14 protein-coding genes are annotated in these 19,826 nt (G+C 70.5%); 9 read left to right on the top strand and 5 right to left on the bottom strand.

Features of this window, described 5'->3' with window-relative positions:
* Positions 1-114: 114 nt before the first annotated feature.
* Positions 115-2,280, bottom strand: a complete 2,166-nt coding sequence (locus DEW08_RS26330) for a TonB-dependent receptor (protein WP_146214769.1) — start codon at positions 2,278-2,280, stop codon at positions 115-117.
* 139 nt (positions 2,281-2,419) lie between these two features.
* Positions 2,420-3,175, bottom strand: a complete 756-nt coding sequence (locus DEW08_RS26325; protein ID WP_109332933.1) for a 3-oxoacyl-ACP reductase family protein — start codon at positions 3,173-3,175, stop codon at positions 2,420-2,422.
* Between the two features lie 101 nt (positions 3,176-3,276).
* Between DEW08_RS26325 and DEW08_RS26320 the strand changes: the two genes are divergently transcribed.
* Entirely contained in the window at positions 3,277-3,903 is a 627-nt protein-coding gene (locus tag DEW08_RS26320) for a TetR/AcrR family transcriptional regulator (RefSeq protein WP_109332931.1), read from the top strand.
* Between the two features lie 125 nt (positions 3,904-4,028).
* Here the strand turns inward: DEW08_RS26320 and DEW08_RS26315 are convergent, their stop codons facing one another.
* Both DEW08_RS26315 and DEW08_RS26310 read right to left on the bottom strand, forming a co-directional pair.
* On the bottom strand, positions 4,029-5,729 hold the full coding sequence (locus DEW08_RS26315; RefSeq protein ID WP_281262080.1) for a methyl-accepting chemotaxis protein: 1,701 nt from the start codon (positions 5,727-5,729) through the stop codon (positions 4,029-4,031).
* A gap of 171 nt (positions 5,730-5,900) precedes the next feature.
* Positions 5,901-6,893 carry an AraC family transcriptional regulator gene (locus DEW08_RS26310; protein WP_109332929.1) on the bottom strand — a complete coding sequence of 331 codons (993 nt, stop codon included), beginning with the start codon at positions 6,891-6,893 and terminating at the stop codon, positions 5,901-5,903.
* Between the two features lie 196 nt (positions 6,894-7,089).
* On the opposite strand from DEW08_RS26310, the gene DEW08_RS26305 reads away from it, so the two are divergent.
* From DEW08_RS26305 to DEW08_RS26275, 7 genes are all read left to right on the top strand, one after another.
* Complete coding sequence (locus DEW08_RS26305) at positions 7,090-7,899, top strand: SDR family oxidoreductase (RefSeq protein ID WP_109332927.1); 810 nt, start codon at positions 7,090-7,092, stop codon at positions 7,897-7,899.
* Between the two features lie 54 nt (positions 7,900-7,953).
* Complete coding sequence (locus DEW08_RS26300; RefSeq protein WP_109332925.1) at positions 7,954-9,183, top strand: styrene monooxygenase/indole monooxygenase family protein; 1,230 nt, start codon at positions 7,954-7,956, stop codon at positions 9,181-9,183.
* A 16-nt stretch (positions 9,184-9,199) separates the two neighbouring features.
* A complete protein-coding gene (locus tag DEW08_RS26295) occupies positions 9,200-9,694 on the top strand; it encodes a flavin reductase family protein (protein WP_109332923.1) in 495 nt (164 codons plus the stop codon).
* Between the two features lie 78 nt (positions 9,695-9,772).
* Positions 9,773-10,669 carry a SphA family protein gene (locus DEW08_RS26290; protein ID WP_109332921.1) on the top strand — a complete coding sequence of 299 codons (897 nt, stop codon included), beginning with the start codon at positions 9,773-9,775 and terminating at the stop codon, positions 10,667-10,669.
* A 71-nt stretch (positions 10,670-10,740) separates the two neighbouring features.
* The gene (locus DEW08_RS26285; RefSeq protein ID WP_109332919.1) at positions 10,741-12,321 is read left to right on the top strand and encodes a phytoene desaturase family protein; all 1,581 of its coding nucleotides are present in this window, start codon (positions 10,741-10,743) and stop codon (positions 12,319-12,321) included.
* Between the two features lie 58 nt (positions 12,322-12,379).
* A complete protein-coding gene (locus tag DEW08_RS26280) occupies positions 12,380-13,153 on the top strand; it encodes a cyclase family protein (protein WP_109332917.1) in 774 nt (257 codons plus the stop codon).
* Between the two features lie 640 nt (positions 13,154-13,793).
* Positions 13,794-15,020, top strand: coding sequence for an ISAs1 family transposase (locus DEW08_RS26275; RefSeq protein WP_109326513.1), 1,227 nt, complete (start codon positions 13,794-13,796; stop codon positions 15,018-15,020).
* Positions 15,021-15,259: 239 nt separating this feature from the next.
* On the opposite strand, the gene putA is transcribed toward DEW08_RS26275, so the two are convergent.
* Positions 15,260-18,994 (bottom strand): trifunctional transcriptional regulator/proline dehydrogenase/L-glutamate gamma-semialdehyde dehydrogenase, encoded by a 3,735-nt coding sequence (gene putA, locus DEW08_RS26270; protein ID WP_245987003.1) that lies wholly within the window; start codon positions 18,992-18,994, stop codon positions 15,260-15,262.
* Between the two features lie 360 nt (positions 18,995-19,354).
* Between putA and DEW08_RS26265 the strand changes: the two genes are divergently transcribed.
* The gene (locus DEW08_RS26265) at positions 19,355-19,816 is read left to right on the top strand and encodes an Lrp/AsnC ligand binding domain-containing protein (protein ID WP_109332913.1); all 462 of its coding nucleotides are present in this window, start codon (positions 19,355-19,357) and stop codon (positions 19,814-19,816) included.
* Positions 19,817-19,826 lie beyond the last annotated feature (10 nt).

The raw sequence follows: 19,826 nt of genomic DNA, 5'->3' as shown, positions 1-19,826 counted from the left end.
GACCCCTGCTGTGTCGGATCCGCGGATGATAGAAGCTTGGCCGGCAAAGGAAAACCCCCGCCCGGACGGTCCGGGCGGGGGTGCGGGCAGCCGTGCCGCGGCGGGCGCCGGCCTTCAGAAGCTGCTGGTCAGCGTCACCAGCACGGTGCGCGGCGCTCCGGGGGTGATGTTGTTGTTGCTGTGGGCGGTGCTGTAATACCTGCGGTCGAACAGGTTCTGCACGTTCAGCTGCGCCCGGACAGTCTCCGTCACGGTGGCGTAGACCGCCGCGTCGAAGCGGGTGAAGCCCGGCAGGGTCACCGTGTTGTCGGCGCCGGCATAGACCTTGGTCTGGTGGATCATGCCGATGCCGGCGCCCCAGGTCTCGGTGAACCGGTACTTGTTCCACAGCGAGAAACTGTGGCGCGGCACCAGCGGCACGGTGGCGCCGCTGGCCGCGCTGCTGGTCGTGCTGGTGATCTCGGCATTCTGCAGCGCATAGCCGCCGGCGATCTGCCACTTGTCGGTGATGTTGCCGCTGACGCCCAGCTCGAAGCCGCGGCTGCGCTGGCTGCCGGTCTGCACCACCAGGCCCGGATTGTTCGGATCGGGCGCCGTCGTGTTGGTGCGGTCGAGCTGGAACAGCGCGCCGGTCATCGTCAGGTTGGGCAGCACCTCCCACTTGGCGCCGACCTCCCAGTTCCGGAACTTCTCCGGCTCCAGGTTGGCCGAGGTGGCGGTCAGCGAGGTGAACTGGTCGCCCGAGCCCGGCAGGTACGACACGCTGTAGCTGGCATAGAGCGACAGCGGCTGGACCGGCTTGAACACCACGCCCAGGCGCGGCGACCACATGGTGTCCTCGCGGCTCAGGCTCTGGCCGTTGCGCTTGTTCCTGAAGCCGATGTCGAACCGCTCGAACCGAAGGCCGCCGATGATCTGCCACTGGTCGTTCAGCTCGATCTGGTCCTGCACATAGCCGGCCGCCGTGTTGACCGTGGCGGAGGAGTCGGCGTCGGTGGCGCTCTGCCGCCAGCCCACCGGGCCGCGGTAGGTCGGGTTGGACAGCGGCACCGTCACCGAGGTGGCGTTGCCGAAGAAGCCGGTGTTGCGGAACTGGTCGGTCTTCTGCCGGCCGAGCTCGACTCCGGTCACCAGCGTGTGCTTCACCGGCCCGGTGGTCAGCTTGACGATCGCGTCGGTCTGGTTGATCAGGTTGTCGCGCTGGATGGCGTGGTTGTAGGCGGCGAGGCTGACGGCGGTGCCGGTGGCGTTCACCGTGCCGGGGAAGACGTTCTGGTAGACCTTGTCGTAGCTGGCGTAGCGGAAGCGGTCGCGGATCGTGACGCCGCTGGAGAGCTCATGCTCCAGCATCGCGTCGACCGCATGCGCCTCGACCTTGGAATAGCTGGTGTCGGGATTGCCGAAGAAGGTCGACTCGTCGCTGGCCACCGGCCGCCCGCGGAAGGAGGGGATGCCGCGGTCGGCGGTGCGGTCGTCCTTGAAATACTCGTAGCTCAGCTTCAGCTTGGTCTTGTCGCTGGGCGTGAAGGTGACGGTCGGGTTGATGCCGATCCGCTCGACATTGACGTCGTTGCGGTAGCTGTCCGAATTCTCGTACATGCCGTTCAGCCGCACGGCGAGGTCGGAGGTCAGCGCCTGTCCGACGTCGCCGGTCACGCGGCGCGTGTCGAACGACCCGGCGCGCAGGCTGAACTCGCGCACCGTCTGGCCGTCGGCCTCCTTCTGCACGCGGTTGATCACGCCGCCGCCGCCGCCGCGGCCGAAGACCATGGCGTTGGAGCCCTTCAGCGCCTCGACCCGGTCGATGTTGTAGAGGTCGCGGTAGTACATGACGTCGTCACGTACCCCGTCCAGGAAGAAATCGGCCGTCGTGTTGTTGCCGCGGATGGTGAGCTGGTCGCGGTTGCCCTCGCCCTGGCCGGCGGTGATGCCGGGGATGTAGCGCACGACGTCGGCCATGCTCTGCATCGCCTGGTCCTTGATCAGCGCCTCCGGCACCACCGTCACCGACTGCGGCACGTCCTGCAGCGGCGTGTCGGTCTTGGTCGCCGCCGTGCTGCGCCTGGCGGCATAGCCCTGCACCGGTGCCGCCTGCTGCGCCGCGCCGGTCACCGTCACCGGACCCAGCACCGTCGCCGGTTCCGCCGCCTGGGCCTTCTCCTGGGCCAGCGCCGCCCCGGCGCCGCCGAGCGCCGCCACCGTCACCGCCGCCGCGGTCGTGCGCAGCAGAGCCGCGCGCGTCGCGGCCCCCATCCCCGGCCGCCGGCCAATCCCCAGCATGATCCCCCTCATCGACCGCTCTTTCCTCTCAAGCACGAAAATGCGACTTACTCGCACTGGCGGCGCGTCATACGAAATAGGGGTGGGGCAGGGCAAGCATTTTTGAGAATGATTCCTATTCTCTGATATGGCGGCGACGTCAGGCGGTGATGCCTCCGTCGGCGCTCAGCGCCGCGCCGGTGACGAAGCGCGCCTCCGGACCCGCCAGATAGGTGACGAGGCTGGCGATGTCCTCCGGCTCGCCATAGCGGGGGATCGCCATCTGGCTGCGCAGCCGGTCGGCCCGCTCGCCGTCTGCCGGATTCATGTCGGTGTCGGTCGGGCCGGGATGGACGATGTTGACGGTGATGCCGCGCGGTCCCAGGTCGCGCGCCATGCCCTTGGTCAGCCCGACCAGCGCCGCCTTGCTCATGGCATAGAGCGCCACGCCCGGCCGCTGCGCCACCCCGGCGAGGCAGCTTCCCAGCGTGACGATCCGCCCGCCGTCCCCCATACGGCGGGCCGCCGCCTGCGCGGCGACGAAGACCGCCCGGACATTGACGTCCATCGTCCGCTGGAACTCCTCCAGCGTCGCCTCGGTCACCGGCTTGGCGATGAAGATGCCGGCGTTGTTGACCAGGATGTCCAGCCGCCCGAGGTCCGCCGCTACCCGCTCCACAGCGTCGCGCACCGCGTCCGGATCGCCATTGTCGGCGGCGATGGCCAGGGCGCGGCGGCCCGTCTGCCGGATGCCGTCCGCCACCGCCTGCGCCGGGCCGGCGGCCGAGACATAGGTCAGCGCCACGTCCGCCCCGTCCTCGGCCAGGCGCCGGGCGATCGCCGCCCCGATGCCGCGGCTGCCGCCGGTCACCAGCGCCACCTTGCCCTCCAGCCGCTTGCCGGTCTGTGCCGTCATCGTCCTGCTCCAATTCTGTGTTGATCGATACAGAAATGCTGGCGCGCTTGCGGCGAGCGGTCAAGTGAATTATTTATCGATCGATACAGAAAGGAGCCGCCATGGCCGACCGGGGCCGCCCGCGCAAGTTCGACCGCACCGCCGCCCTGCAGCGGGCGATGGAGGTGTTCTGGGCGAAGGGCTTCGCCGGGGCGTCGATGGCCGACCTGACGGCGGCGATGGGCATCAACTCCCCCAGCCTCTATGCCGCCTTCGGCAGCAAGGAGCAGCTCTTCCGCGAGGCGGTCGATCTCTATCGCGGGACGGAGGGGCAGCGGGTCTGGAAGGATGTCGAGACGCTCCCCACCGCCCGGGCCACGGTGGAGGCGATCCTGATGCGGACGGCGGAGAGCTTCACCCGGCCGGGCAAGCCGACCGGCTGTCTCGTCGTGCTCGGCGCCGTGGTGGGCGGCGACGCCGGGGAGGCGGTCGGCCGCGATCTGTGCGAGCGCCGCCGCGGCAACCACGACGCGCTGATCCGCCGGCTGGAACGCGCGGTGGCGGAGGGGGAACTGCCGCAGGGCATCGACTGCGGCGCCATCGCCACCTTCTACCTGACGGTCCAGCAGGGGATGTCGCTGCAGGCCCGCGACGGCGCGACGCGCGAGACGCTGACGGAGGTCGCCCGCTCGGCGATGGCCGCCTGGCCGGCCCTGACCGCGTCGCCCCGCATCGCGGCGCGGCAATGAGACGGCCCGCCGGGATCCCTCCGGCGGGCCGTCTCCCGTAGCGGATTACACCGCGAGCACGGTGTTTACGCCGCCCGCAAGCTGTTCAAGCCGCTCGCAAGCTGCTCAAGCCGCTCGCAAGCTGTTCAAGCCGCTCGCACGGTGGCGATGAAGCGCGTGACCTCGCCGCGGAGCTGTTCGGCCTCGCGGGCCAGCGCTTCCGAGGTGCCCAGCACCTGCGTGGCGGCGCTGCCGGTCTCGGTCGCGGCGCGGGTGACGCCGACGATGTTGGTGGAGACGTCCTCGGTGCCCTGGGCGGCCTGGGTGACGTTGCCGGAGATCTCGCGGGTCGCGGCGTTCTGCTGCTCGATCGCCGCGGCGATGGCGGTGGCGATGTCGTTCATCTCGGCGATGGTGTGGCCGATGCCCTCGATGGCGGTCTGGGCGCCGCTGGTCGCCCCCTGGATCTCCTTGACCTTGGTCTGGATGTCCTCGGTCGCCCGCGCGGTCTGGGTGGCGAGAGCCTTGACCTCGCTCGCCACCACGGCGAAGCCCTTGCCGGCCTCTCCCGCCCGCGCCGCCTCGATGGTGGCGTTCAGCGCCAGCAGGTTGGTCTGGCTGGCGATGTCGTTGATCAGCGCCACCACCTCGCCGATCTCGTGCGCCGCCTCGACCAGCTCCTTCATGGTGCCGTTGGTGCGGTGCGCCTCCTGCACGGCGTTGCCGGCGATGGCGGTGGAGGTCGTCACCTGACGGCCGATCTCGTGGATGGAGGCCGCCAGCTCCTCGGTCGCCGCCGCCACCGTCTGCACATTGGCGGTGGCCTGTTCGGACGCCGCCGCGACGGCGGTCGCCTGGGCGCTGGTCTGGTTGGCGGTGGAGGACATCGAGGCCGCCGCCCGCTGCATCTCCGACGCCGCGTTGGCGACGGTCTCGACGATACCCTGTACCGCCCGCTCGAAGCCGGTGGCCAGCTCGTGCAGCTCCGCCTTGCGGCGCGCCTCGGCCGCCGCCTTCTCCTGCTCCTGCTCCGCCTGCATCCGGCGCATGGCGAGCCCGGTGTCCTTGAACACCTGCAGCGAGCGGGCGAGCGCTCCCACCTCGTCGCGCCGCTGCGTCCCCTCGACCGCCAGGTCCAGATTGCCGGCGGCGATGGTCTGCATGGCGGCGGTCATGCCGCTCAGCGGGCGAAGGACCATGCGGCTCAGGATCCACACCATCAGCCCGATGGACAGGACCAGCCCGACCGCGGCCACCGTCAGCATCGACCGCTTGGCCTCGGCCGCCAGCAGGTCGGTGTCGGCGATCGCCTTGCTCACCGCCGCCTTGTTGAAGGCCACGACGTTCTCGACCAGTTCCGAGGCCTTGGCGCGCACCGCGCGGCCCTCGCCGTCGGACAGGCGCTGCGCCTCCATGGTCTTGCCGTCGAAGGCCAGCGCCATCGCCCGGCCGGCCGTCTGCTCGTAGGCGGCGACGGCGGCGGCCAGCTCCTCCAGCACCTTGCGGCGGTCGGCGTTGGGGGCGTAATGCACGATCTCCTGCGACGCCTTCACCGCGTTCGCCATGCGGCTGCGGAAGATCTCGATGCTCTCGCGCCGCTTGGCCTCGTCGGTCTCCAGGATCGTGTTCTTCTCGGCGACGGCGGCCCCGTTCAGCCAGGCCCAGGTCTCGAAGGCGAGCTGCTGGCGTTTTACGGTTGTTGCTCCAAGATTGTTGGTTGCATTGTTCAATTCCGTCAGGCTCTTTTCCCCATGGAAAAGAATAGCCCCGATAGCCAGGAACAACATCGTCATCGGAATGGCGATCTTGTACGCAAGTTTCAGATTGCCGAACCAGTTGCTAATCACGGCTATTCTCCCGAAGGCGATATCAAAACGCCGCAGCGGCGCCGACGATAGGCCGGGCTACTGAGGGTGACGGGTCCATAGCCGAAAGTGTTAGGCCATATAGGGTGGGGTGCAATTGATCTTGCTCAAGGGGCACAGATTTTCCACGGCGACCGCCGGTCGGTCGAAGTCTCAGCGCCCTCTCGCCCGCCGCAGCGTTTCCGACGGGGATTCGCCGAAGGCGCGCTTGTAGTCGGCGGCGAAATTCCCGAAATGGCTGAAGCCCCAGGCCAGCGCCGCCTCGGTCACCGAGGGCGCCCCGCCGGCGGCGAGCTGGGCGCGCGCCTTCTCCAGCCGCCGCGCCTTCAGATAGGCCATCGGCGTGCAGTTGCGGAAGCGGTGGAAGCTGTCGAACAGCGCCCGCATGCTGACGCCGGAGGCCTGGACGATCTGCGCCAGCGTCACCGGCTGGTCGAGGTTGGCCTCCATATAGTCCAGCGCCCGCTTCAGGTGGGTGGGGGCGGCGGCGGACCGGCCGGGCGCCAGCGCCGTCGAATAGCTGTTGGGCTGCCCGGCCAGCAGCAGCGACACCGCCGCGGCGGTCAGCTGGTTCGCCACGGCCGGGGTGGTGGCGACCGGGCTGCCGCGGTCGAACTCCGTGCCGATGAACAGCAGCAGGTTCTTCAGGCTCGCCCCGCAGCCGGTCTCCAGCGGCAGTGCCGGGTCGAAGACCAGCGGGTCGCGCACCGTCACCTGATAGGCGTCCTCCATGAAGCGCTCCAGCGCCTTGCGCTCGATCTGCAGCATCAGCTGGTCGCAGTCGGCCCCCCAGCGCATCGTCACCGGCCGGGTAGGGGAGACGATGCTGGCGACCGCGGCGTCGCTGCCGACCGTCCGGCCGCCATGGTCGATCTCGCAGCGCCCGGCCAGCGGAATCTGGATCAGGTAGAAGGACTCCAGCGCCCCCGGCTCGATCACCACGTCGGCGCCGTAGCGCAGCAGGTTCAGCGAGGCGCTGCCCACCGACACCCGGCGGAACTCGGTGTCGAGCGGCTGGCCGGGCGCCGCGAAGTTCAGCCGGTGCGGCTTGTAGGCCTGCGCGATGCGGTCGCGCGCCTCGTCCAGGTCGCGGGTGGCGAACAGCCGGTGGGCGGACAGCGGCAGCTTCCGGTCCTCGACGGTCATGCGGCGAACTCCCCGGCGATCTCGGCCAGCCAATGGGCGGCCCTGACATTATAAGCTTAAAAATTCCATAGGCGAAATAGCCCGCGGCGGGACTTTCCTGCAATGGTTGGATAAGCCTGCAATCAGCAGATAGTCGCTTTCCCGCCGCGCTGCCACGCTCGCCCCATCCAGACCGGCAGCAGCAGGAGGAGGGGGAATGCAGGCGCTTCGCAACAAGGTGGCCATCGTCGCCGGCGGCGCGACCCTGATCGGGGAGCATGTGGTCCGCGCCCTGGCGGAGGCCGGGGCCGCCGTCACCATCGCCGACATCGACCACGCCAAGGGCGAGCGGATCGCGGTGGAGCTCGCCCCGGCGGTGCGCTTCCGGCACACCGACCTGACCGACGACGCCGGCATCGCCGCCACCGTCGCGGCGGCGGCGGAGGGGGGGGCGGCGGCGGAGGGGGCGGCCGGCGGCATCGACATCCTGGTCAACGTCGCCTGCAGCTATGTCGACGACGGGCCGGCCTCGACCCGCGCCCAGTGGCTCCAGGCGCTGGAGGTCAACCTGGTCGGCGCCGCCATGATGCTGCAGGCGGTGCGCCCGCACATGGTGGCGCGCGGCGGCGGGGCGGTCGTCAATTTCGGCAGCATCAGCGGCAAGATCGCCCAGTCCGGCCGCTGGCTTTACCCGGTGTCGAAGGCGGCCATCCTCCAGCTCACCCGCAACGCCGCGGTGGACCTCGCCCGCGACAACATCCGCGTCAACGCCGTCTCCCCCGGCTGGACCTGGTCCTCGGTGATCGAGCAGCTAAGCGGCGGCGACCGCGGCAAGGCCGACCGCGTGGCCGCCCCCTTCCATGCGCTGGGCCGCCTCGGCCGGCCGGAGGAGGTGGCGCAGGCCGTGCTCTTCCTCTGCTCCGACGCCGCCTCCTTCGTCACCGGCGCCGACCTGCCGGTGGACGGCGGCTACAGCGCCATGGGGCCGGAACAGGCCGACCAGCCGATCGCCCGGCTGGCGAACTGACGAACAGGCCCAACTGACGAACAGGCCCAATTGAGGAACAGGCAGGGACTTCACATGCGCCACATCACCATCATCGGGGCCGGCCAGTCCGGCCTTCTGCTCGGCATCGGGCTGCTCAAGGCGGGCTACCGCGTCACCATCGTCTCCAACCGCACCGGCGAGGAGATCGCCAGCGGCCGCATCACCTCCAGCCAGTGCATGTTCGACATGGCGCTGGAGGTCGAACGCCGCCTCGACGTCGATTTCTGGCACGACGACTGCCCGGACATCGAGGGCATCGGCTTCATCCTGCCCGACCCGGCGGGCGGCAAGGCGCTCGACTGGGCCTACCGGCTCGACCGCCCGGCCCGGTCGGTCGACCAGCGGGTGAAGATGCCCCGCTTCATGCAGGCCTTCGAGGATCTCGGCGGCGCGCTCGTCATCCATGACGCGGAGCTTGCCGACCTCGACCGCTACCGCGCGGCAAGCGACCTCGTCATCGTCGCCTCCGGCAAGGGGGAGATCGGCCGCCTGTTCGAGCGCGACGCCGAAAAGTCCGCCTTCGACAAGCCGATGCGCGCGCTGGGCCTCACCTATGTCCACGGGATGGAGCCCCACCGGCCCTTCTCCCGCGTCAGCTTCAACCTGATCCCCGGTGTGGGCGAGTATTTCGTCTTCCCCGCCCTGACCCACAGCGGCCCCTGCGAGATCATGGTGTTCGAGGGCATTCCCGGCGGCCCGATGGACTGCTGGGGCGACGTGAAGACGCCGGCCGAGCATCTCGCCCGCAGCAAATGGATCCTCGACAGCTTCGTCCCCTGGGAGGCCGAGCGCTGCCGCCACATCGAGCTGACCGACGGGCTCGGCACGCTGTCCGGCCGCTTCGCGCCGACCATCCGCAAGCCGGTGGCGCATCTGCCCTCCGGTGCGGCGGTGATGGGGATGGCGGACGCACTGGTGCTCAACGACCCGATCACCGGCCAGGGCTCCAACAACGCCGCCAAATGCGCCAACATCTTTCTGCAGGAGATCCTGGCCCACGGCGACCGGCCCTATGACGAGGCCTGGATGCAGCGGACCTTCGACCGCTACTGGGACTATGCCCGCTGGGTGGTCGGCTGGACCAACGGCCTGCTGCTGCCGCCGCCGGAGCATGTGGTGCGGCTTCTCCAGGCGGCCCAGGGCTCGCCGGCCGTCGGGCGGGCCATCGCCAACGGCTTCAACGATCCCACCAGCTTCTTCCCCTGGTTCGCCGACCCGCAGGCGGCCGACCGCTTCCTGGCCCAAGAGGCCGCCGCGGCCTGACGGAGACGACCCCGCCATGACCAGTCTCGATCCCAAGGACTTCCGCCGCGCGCTCGGCCGCTTCCCGACCGGCGTCGCGGTGATGACCACCCGGACGCCGGACGGCCGCTGCGTCGGCATGACCGCCAACTCCTTCTCCTCCGTCTCGCTCGATCCGGCGATGGTGCTGTGGAGCGTGGCGCGCCGGGCGCCGAGCTTCGACGCCTTCGTCGGGGCGGACGCCTTCGCCATCAACATCCTGGCGGCCGGGCAGGAGCATCTCTCCCAGCAGTTCGCCCGCCCGTCCGACGACAAGTTCGCCGGGGTGGAGTGGACCCCCGGCCATGGCGGCGCCCCGGTGATCGCCGGCTGCACCGCGGTGTTCGAATGCAGCGTGTCGGCGACCTATCCCGGCGGCGACCACGAGATCATCCTCGGCCGCGTCCAGCGCTACCGCTGGGACGATACCGAGCCGCTGGTCTTCGCCGCCGGCGCCTACGCCCGCATCGCCCCGCTGCTGTCCGCGGCGTGACCCCGGCCCCTCTCCCGGGGGGAGGGGACCACAAGAACCACAAGAACCAAAAAGTACCGAACGGGAGTTCCGGAGACGATGACGACCTTCACCGACCGCCTCGGGCGGCTGTGCTCCCTCCTGGCCGTGACGGCCGCTCTCGCCGCCGCGGCGCCCGCGCGGGCGACCGAGGCGGTCGCGCAATATCCCGACGGGGCGGAGGGCATCATGGCCGGCGCGGTGCCGCCGCCCGGCACCTATTTCCTCAACTACCTCACCCACTACACCGCCCACCGCGTCAACGACGGCGACGGCGACAAGCTCCCCGTCAACTTCCGCCTGAACGCCACGGCGGAGGTGGCCCGCCTGCTCTATGTCAGCGAGTATCAAATCCTCGGCGGCAACTGGGGCGCCCACATCCTGGTGCCGGTGGTCAATCTCGACTACGACCTCGGCCCCTTCTCGGTGCGCCAGTTCGGGCTGGGCGACATCACGGTCGATCCCTTCATCCTCTCCTGGCACTGGCCGAACTTCCATCTGGTGACGGCGCTCGACATCTATCTGCCGACCGGCCGCTACGACAAAACCAAGCCGCTGAACATCGGCGCCAACCATTGGGGGTTCGAGCCGGTGGTGGCCGGCACCTACCTGTCCGACAGCGGGTTCGAGGCGTCGGCCAAGCTGATGTACGCCTTCAACACCCGCAACACCGACACCGACTACCGGTCCGGCCAGGCCTTCCACACCGACTTTTTCACCGGCCAGCACTGGGGGGACTGGACGGCCGGGCTCGGCGGCTACTGGTTCAGGCAGACGACCGGCGACCGGCGCGGCGGCACCGACATCGGCAACCGCGGGCAGGCCTTCGCCCTCGGTCCCGCGCTGCAATACGACTTCGGCGGCATCTCGCTCATCGGCAAGTGGCAGCACGAGTTCGTCAGCGAAAACCGGCCGCAAGGTGACAAACTCTGGGTGAAGCTCGTCGCGCGTCTGTGAGCGCGGGCCGCGCGGCCCTTCACCCGCCTTTTATCGACCCCACCTTCTCCAACCGCTGAGCGGGGACAGGCATGGCAAGGCCGGACTACATCATCGTCGGCAGCGGCATCAACGCGCTGGTCGCGGCGGCTCTTCTCGGGCGCAAGGGCCGCCGCGTCCTCATCCTGGAACGCAACGACCGCATCGGCGGCTGCATCCTGACCGATCAGGTCACCGTCCCCGGCTTCGTCCACGACGTGATGGCGACCACCTTCGTGCTGTTCGTCACCTCCCCCGCCTATGCGGCGCTGGCGGCGGATCTGGAACGGCGGGGGCTTTCCTTCGCCGGGACCGACACGCCGACCGGGGTCCTCCTGCCGGACGGCCGCCATGCCGTCCTGCGCACCGACCGCGCCGCCAACGTCTCCGCCTTCGAGGCGCTCGCCGCCGGGGACGGCCGGCGCCACCAAGCCGACGTCGAGGCGATCGAGCGCGAGGCCGGTCTGCTCTTCGCCCTGCTGGGCGGGCAGCTCTGGTCCGGCGCCACCGCCCGGCTGATGGCCAAGGAGATGTGGCGGCGCGGCCTGCGCGGCCTTGCCGGCTTCCTCGGCGACAGCCTCGGCACCGCGCGGGCCTGGCTGGAGGGCGGCTACCGCTCCGACGAGCTGCGCGCGCTGTGGGCGCCCTGGGTGCTGCACACCGGCCTCGGCCCGGAATCGGCCTGTTCCGGCCAGATGGGCAAGGTCATCGCCTTCGCGCTGGAGGCGGCCGGCGCCCCCATCGTCAGGGGCGGCGCGCAGACGCTGCTCGACGCCTTCTCCGCCCTCATCGCCGACCAGGGCGGCGAGATCCGCACCGGCGCCGACGTCTCGGCCATCCTGCGCGACGCCAGGGGGGCGGCCGGCGGCGTCCTGCTGGCGAACGGGGAACGGCTGGAGGCGGGGCAGGGCGTCATCTGCTCCGTCACCCCGACGCAGCTCTACGGCCGCCTGCTGGCCGACACGCCGGTCCCGCCGGAGCAGCGGGAGAAGGCCGCCGCCTACCGCTACGGCAACGGCAACATGCAGATCCACTATGCGCTGTCCCGCCCGCCGGCCTGGAGGGCGCCGGGGCTCGACAAGGTGGCTCTGCTGCATCTCACCCCCGGCCTCGACGGCGTGTCGAAGGCGGCGAACGAGGCGGTGCGCGGCATGCTGCCGGCCACCCCGACCATCTGCGTCGGCCAGCCCACCGCACTCGACCCCTCGCGCTGCCCGGAGGGCAAGGCCATCCTGTGGCTGCAGCTTCCCGAGGCGCCGCGCCATGTGAAGGGCGACGCGGCGGGCGAGATCGCGCCCCCTCCGGACGGGCGATGGACGGCGGAACTGCGCGAGCGCTACGCTGACCGGGTGGAGGCGATCCTGGCCGGCCATATCGAGGGGTTCCGCGACAGCGTGCTCGGCCGCCGCTGCTATTCCCCGGCCGACCTGGAGGCGCTGAACATGAACCTCGTCGGCGGCGATCCCTATGGCGGGTTCTGCGGCATCGACCAGTTCTTCCTGTGGCGGCCCTTCAAGGACTCGGTCAACCACCGCACCCCGGTGCCGAAGCTCTACCACATCGGCGCCTCCACCCATCCCGGCCCCGGCCTCGGCGGCGGCTCGGGCTATCTGCTGGCGCAGTCGCTGCGCTGACCGCCCTCAACCACAACAGGCCGCCAACGGCCGTTCCCCCACAGCGGAGGCTTCATCCATGTCCGGTACCCTTCAATCCCTCGCCCAGGCCCTGTCGTCCGGCGCGATCCGCGTGATCGACCTGACCCAGCCGCTGTCCCCCGACACCCCGACCATCGCCCTGCCGCCGGAGTTCGGCCAGTGCGCCGGCTTCTCGATGCAGGAGATCTCGCGCTATGACAGCCGCGGCGTCGCCTGGTACTGGAACAACTTCACGGTGGGCGAGCACACCGGCACCCATTTCGACGCCCCGGTCCATTGGGTGACCGGCCGCGACCTGCCGGACAACAGCGTGGACAGCATCCCGCCGCGCGATTTCGTCGCCCCGGCGGTGGTGATCGACTGTTCCGCCCGGGCGGCGGCCGATCCCGACTTCCTGCTGACTCCCGCCGACATCGAGGCGTGGGAGGCCGCGCACGGCCGCATCCCGGCGGGCGCCTGGGTCCTGCTGCGCACCGACTGGTCGAAGCGCGAGGGCGACGCCTACACCAACCGCCGCGAGGACGGCGCCCACACCCCCGGCCCCTCGGCCGAGGCGGTGCGCTGTCTGCTCGACCGTCAGGTGATCGGCTTCGGGGTGGAGACCATCGGCACCGACGCCGGCCAGGCCCATCTGCTCGACCCCGCCTATCCGGCCCACACTCTGCTGCACGGCGCCGGCCGCTATGGCCTGCAATGCCTGACCAACCTCGACCGGCTGCCGCCGACCGGCGCGCTGATCCTGGCGGCCCCGCTGAAGATCCGCAACGGCTCCGGCAGCCCCCTGCGCGTGCTGGCCCTGGTCGAGGGCTGAGGGGGGATCGAGGGTGGAGGGCTGGGCACCGGCCCGTCCATCGGCGAGGACGGGCGGCGAGGACGGGCGGCGAGGACGGGTCCCCCGTCCCCGCCGCGACGGCGGAAATCGAGCGGACGCCCCCCTGTCGGGAGGCGTCCGCAACGGCGCCGAGGTCAAGGTCTGGAGCTACTCGTTTCAATGAGGCCCAGGCATTGCTGCCTGGGAAGACGAACAGTGGGATTTCCTCGCGTATCAAGCCTACCTGCTTCAATGAGGCCCAGGCATTGCTGCCTGGGAAGACAGGGTACCCCGTACCCTGTTGAAAAGCCGCCCGAATCGGCTGCGGATTCGAGCGGTCCGCGATCCTGACCGTCCGGTCAGGTTTTCCGGTTCCGTTTCGTTCTCAACGATGTCCAAGACCCCTGGAAAATCAACGGCCCGTCCGCTGCGAGCGGGTCCGGGGTTTTCGCGGGTACCGCACCGCTCGCACGGCAGCGGCGGCGGGCGCAGCATAGCACACGCCCCGCGGGATGCGACATCGGCTTTTTCCCCTCGCGGCCGGCTTTTCCCGCAGGGCTCCGAAGTCGGGTTAACGCTGGTTTACGAACGGCACGGTTTCTGATTCGGTGGGGCCGAACCGGATCGGGGGTGCCGTGCCATGAGTTCCATCGCAGCCGAATTTGGTCAGAAATCGCGTCTGAAGGCGCTGCTGGATCATTTTTCGCTGATCGACGATCCGCGCGATCCGTGGCGGGTGGCCTATCCCTTGCCGGAGATTCTGCTTCTGGCGGTCTGTGGGACGATCGCCGATTGTGAGGATTATGAGGCGATCGCAGCGTGGGGCGAAGCCCGGCTCGATTTTCTGCGGCGGTTTCAGCCCTACCATCACGGGGTGCCGAGCGGACGCTGGCTGACCGTGTTCATGAACCGGATCAACCCGTGCCTGTTCCAGGACTGCTTCACAGCCTGGGTGCGCGAGGCTTGGCCCGACCGCCCCGAGCTTGTCGCCATCGACGGCAAGACCTCGCGGCGCAGCCATGACCGCAGCCGCGCTCAAGCCCCTCTCCACTTGGTGTCGGCCTTCGCCACCACCAGCCGTCTGGTGCTCGGGCAGGAAGCCGTCGAAGACAAGGCTGGCGAACTCGCGGCCATTCCCGTTCTTCTGGAGCGCCTGGCGGCCGACGGCGGCCTCACGGGAGCGATCGTGACCATCGACGCCATCGCCTGCAACGCCACCATCGCCCAAGCCATCCGCGACGCCGGGGCCGACTACCTGCTGGCGGTCAAGGCCAACCAGCCGACCCTGCGCGATGAGATCGAAACTTACTTCGCCGAGGCCCCGGACGTGGCCCTCGAGCACGCCACCGACATCGACAAGGGCCATGGCCGGATCGAGCAGCGCACGGTCACGGTCGCCCGCGAGGTCGATTGGCTGACCGGCGAGCGCCGCTTCCCCGGCGAGGTGCGTCTGCCCGCCGTCGCCTCGATCATTCGGGTTGGCAGCAAAGCCGAGTTGAAGGACCGCTGCCGCTTCGACACCCGCTACTACGTTTCTTCCGCCACGCTGAGCGCCCAGGCAGCGGCTGAGGCCATTCGGGGGCATTGGGGCATCGAGAACCGGCTGCATTGGGTTCTCGACGTCGTCTTCACCGACGACCAGTCCCGCTTGCGCAAGGGACATGGCGCTCAGAACATGGCCGTCGTCCGCCATTTCGCCATCAATCTCGTCCGCAAGGCCGAGGAACCCGCCCGGCCGCGCTCGGGACTGCGGCGCGCCACCAAAAAACCGGCCAAACCCAAAGCGACAAGCATCAAGCTCCGACGAAAGCTGGCGGGATGGGACACCGATTACCTCGACGCCATCCTTGCCGCCAAAATCCGTTAACCTGGATTCGGAGCCCTGGCTTTTCCCGGCACCCCTTGTCCGCCCGTCCGCCGCCGGCTACTCTTCCCGCATCACCGCCACAGCCGCGCCAACTCCCCGCCTGTTGTGCAGCCAACGCACAACGAACGTAGGCGAACGACCACCGGCAACCCTCTGGCGGGAAACGGAAAAGGCGGCCCCGGACGCATTGTGCGGCGGAAACGCTCTGCACGATGCGCCCGGGGCCGCCCGGCGACCGGTCAGACCACCGCCACCAGACTCGCGTTGCCGCCGGCCGCGGTGGTGTTGATGCTGACGGTGCGCTCGTCCAGCAGCAGCTCCAGCCGGCAGGCGGCGGGATCGTCGCCGGCGCCGGCCGCGCCCTGGACGGTCAGGATGGCGCCGGGCAGGGCGGCGACCCTGGCGGTCACCTCGGCCAGACGGTCGCCGCCGCCCTCCACCAGCACCCCGGCCAGCGGGCCGGCCGCCGACCAGTCCCCGCCGGTGCGGACGCGGGCGGCAAGCCCGGCGGGCAGGTCGCGCAGCAGCCCGGCCACCGCCTCCGGCGCATCGACCAGCGCCTCGTTGCCGGTGGCGAAGACGGCGGAGAGCTGGTGCAGCAGCCCGGCTTCGCTGGCCGGCAGCAGCAGGATGCGGCCGCGCGGGTACAGGGCATAGAGGTTGGTCTCGCCGACCGGGCCGGGCAGCTCCAGCACGCCGCCCAGAAGCGACTGGCGGGCCAGCGCCTCGGCCGCCGCCGCCTCGGCGGTGCGGCCGGTGCCGCGCAGCCACTCGGCCCACGCCCGCGCCGGGGCCGTCGCGGCCTCCGGCGCCGGCTTGACCGGCAGGTCGGGCGGCGGGCGGCGCGACAGCAGGCGCAGCAGGTAGAGCGGGCCGCCGGCCTTCGGGCCGGTGCCGGACAGGCCGTGGCCGCCGAAGGGCTGCACGCCGACCACCGCGCCGATGATGTTGCGGTTGACGTACAGGTTGCCGGCGGTCACCCGCTCCGTCACCCGCTCGACGGTGGCGTCGATGCGGGTGTGCAGGCCGAAGGTCAGGCCGTAGCCGGTGGCGTTGATCGCGTCGATCAGCCGGTCCAGCTCGTCGCGGCGATAGCGCAGGACGTGCAGGACCGGGCCGAACACCTCGCGCTGCAGTTCGCCGATGCCGTCGATCTCGATGATCGTCGGGGCGACGAAGGTGCCGTGGGCGGTCTCGGCGGGCAGGGGCAGCGACTCCACCCGGCGGCCCCTGGCGCGCATCGCGTCGATGTGGGCCTGGATGCCGTCGCGCGCCTCCGCCGTGATGACCGGGCCGACGTCGGTCGCCAGCCGGTCGGGGTTGCCGATGCGCAGCTCGCGCAGCGCGCCCTTCAGCATGGTCAGCGTGCGGTCGGCGACATCCTCCTGCAGGCAAAGGATGCGCAGGGCCGAGCAGCGCTGCCCGGCGCTGTCGAAGGCCGAGGCGACGACGTCGGCCACCACCTGCTCGGCCAGGGCCGAGGAGTCGACGATCATGGCGTTCTGGCCGCCGGTCTCGGCGATCAGCGGGATCGGCGCGCCCTCCGGCGACAGCCGGCCGGCGAGCTGGCGCTGGATCAGCCGCGCCACCTCGGTGGAGCCGGTGAACATCACCGCCCGCGTCGCGGCATGGCCGACCAGGGCGGCGCCCACCTCGCCGGCGCCGGGCAGAAGCTGCAGGACGTCGGCCGGGACGCCGGCCTCGTGCAGCAGGCGCACCGCCTGCGCCGCGACCAGCGGCGTCTGCTCGGCCGGCTTGGCCAGCACCGGGTTGCCGGCGGCCAGCGCCGCGGCGACCTGCCCGGAGAAGATCGCCAGCGGGAAGTTCCACGGGCTGATGCAGACCACCGGGCCGACCGGCCGGTGGGTGCCGTTGTCGAAGCCGTCGCGCACCTGCGCCCCGTAATAGCGCAGGAAGTCGATGGCCTCGCGCACCTCGGCGATGGCGTTGGCGGCCGACTTGCCGGCCTCGCGGATCGTCAGCCCGATCAGGGTCGGCAGCGTCTCCTGCATGCGGTCGGCGGCGCGGAACAGGCAGGCGGCGCGCTCGGCCGGCGGGGTGGCGGCCCAGCCCGGCGCCGCGGCGACGGCGCGCCGGACGGCGGCCTCGACGGTCTCCGGCGTGGCCTCGACCACCGTGCCCACCACGTCGCGGTGGTCGGCGGGGTTCGGCACCGGCCGGGCGGTCCCGCCCGTCTCGCCCCCGGCGGCGGGCGGGGCGGCCGTCCAGGTCATCCGGGCGCTGGCGGCCAGCGCCTCCGACAGCTCGGCCAGCGTGCGCTCGTTCGACAGGTCGAGCCCGGCGGAATTGGCGCGCTCCGCGCCGAACAGGTCGGCGGGCAGGCGGATGATCGGGTGCGGCGCGCCGACGGGGACGGTCCTGCGGGCGACCTCCACCGGGTCCTCCACCAGTTCGTCCACCGGCACGGCCTTGTCGGCGATGCGGTTGACGAAGCTGCTGTTGGCGCCGTTCTCCAGCAGGCGGCGGACCAGATAGGCCAGCAGCGTCTCGTGCGTGCCGACCGGGGCATAGACGCGGCAGGGGCGGCCGAGCGGGGCGACCACCTCCTGGTACAGCGGCTCGCCCATGCCGTGCAGGCACTGGAACTCGTACTGGCCGACGCGGAACCCGTCGCCCGCCATGCGGTAGATGGTGGCGAGCGTCATGGCGTTGTGCGTGGCGAACTGCGGGAACACCGCGTCCGGGGCGCCCAGCAGGCGGCGGGCGCAGGCCACGTAGGACACGTCGGTGTAGACCTTGCGGGTATAGACCGGGAAGCCGTCCAGCCCGTCCACCTGGGCGCGCTTGATCTCGCTGTCCCAGTAGGCGCCCTTGACCAGCCGGACCATCAGCCGGTGGCCGCTGCGCCGGGCGAGGTCGATGACGAAGTCGATGACGAAGGGGCAGCGCTTGCCGTAGGCCTGCACGACGAAGCCGATGCCGTTCCATCCCGCCAGATCGGGGTCGAGGCACAGCGACTCCAGCAGGTCGAGCGACAGCTCCAGCCGGTCGGCCTCCTCGGCGTCGATGTTGATGCCGATGTCGTAGGATTTCGCCAGCGCCACCAGCGCCTTGACCCGCGGCAGCAGCTCGCCCATCACCCGGTCGGCCTGCGCGCGGGCATAGCGCGGGTGCAGCGCCGACAGCTTGATGGAGATGCCGGGGCCGTCATAGAGGCCGCGGCCGGCCGAGGCCTTGCCGATGGCGTGGATGGCGCGCTCGTAGTCGGCGTAATAGCGGTCGGCGTCCGCCGCCGTGGTCGCCGCCTCGCCCAGCATGTCGTAGGAATAGCGGAAGCCCTCCGCCTCCATCTTCCGGCTGTTGGCCAGCGCCTCGTCGATGGTCTGGCCGGTGACGAACTGCTCGCCCATCATCCGCATGGCGAAGTCGACGCCGCGGCGGATCACCGGCTCGCCGCCCCGCGCGATCAGCCGCGACAGGGCCGAGGCCAGCGCCGGCTCGCTCGCCACCGAGGTCAGCCTGCCGGTGATCAGCAGGCCCCAGGTGGCGGCGTTGACGAACATCGACGGGCTGTTGCCCAGATGGGCCTGCCAGTCGCCGCCGGCGATCTTGTCGCGGATCAGCGCGTCGCGGGTGGCGCGGTCGGGGATGCGCAGCAGCGCCTCCGCCAGGCACATCAGGGCGACGCCCTCCTGGCTCGACAGGCTGTACTCGTGGATCAGCCCCTCCACCCCGTTGCGCGACTTGCCGCGCAGCGCGGTGATCAGGGTGCGCGCCGTGTCCTGCGCCGCCTTGACCATCGGCGCCGGCAGGGTCGCCTGCTCGATCAGGTAGGGCAGGCACTCCGTCTCCGGACGGCGGTAGGCGGCGGTGATGGCGGCGCGCAGCGCGTCCGGCTCGCGCACCGGCGGGGCGAAGGCCGCGAAGGGGGCGGGACCGACCGGTTCCCTGGTGGCGACGAAGGCAGGGGCGGGGGCGGCGGAAACGGGTGCGGAGGACACAAGGTTGCTCATCGACATCCTTCACTCTGGTCGGCAGCCCCGGGTCGGTCCGGGAGGGGTCACGGGGAACGGTCTTCAGGCGGCGCCGCGGCGGCGGGAGGATCACGGCGGCTCTTCGGCCCGCCCCCGGATCTGCGCACCGTCCTTCCGGTAATAGTGTCCCTGGAAAGACCAGGGGCAATGGACCGGCAGACGAAGCTGGGCGATTTCGGGGAAACGACTTGGGCCAGGCTCGCGCTGTTCTCCCGTCCTCCTTGCGATGCTCTTGCCTGCGTGGTATCAGCAGCCTATCCGGAACGGCTCCGTGGTTCCATAGACCATTCAAGCGAAACTCCGGATGATTTACGGAAGAAACAGGCCTTGGGCGCAAAAATGGCGGACCTCGACAAGATCGACCGGCGCATCCTCAACATCCTGCAGGTCGATGGCCGGATCGCCGCCGTGGATCTTGCGGAAAGGGTCGGGCTGTCCCCGACGACCACCGGCGAGCGGCTGCGCCGCCTGCAGAAGGACGGCTACATCACCGGGTTCGGCGCGCGGCTCGACCCGCAGCGGCTGGGCTTCGGCCTGATGGTGTTCGTCGAGGTGCTGCTGGACAAGACGACGCCGGACGTCTTCGACCGCTTCGTCTCCGCCGTGCGCGACGCGCCGGAGGTGCTGGAATGCCACATGGTGGCCGGCGGCTTCGACTATCTGGTCAAGACGCGCGTCGCCGACATGGCGGCCTACCGCCGCTTCCTCGGCGACGTGCTGCTGCCGCTGCCCGGCGTGAAGGAGACGCGGACCTATGCGGTGATGGAGGAGGTGAAGAACGACGGGCCGCTGCCGCTGTGACGCCGGGCCG

It is taken from the genome of Azospirillum thermophilum, from assembly GCF_003130795.1.
GTDB classification, from domain to species: Bacteria; Pseudomonadota; Alphaproteobacteria; order Azospirillales; family Azospirillaceae; genus Azospirillum; species Azospirillum thermophilum.
This window is presented reverse-complemented; position numbering and strand designations above follow the sequence as displayed.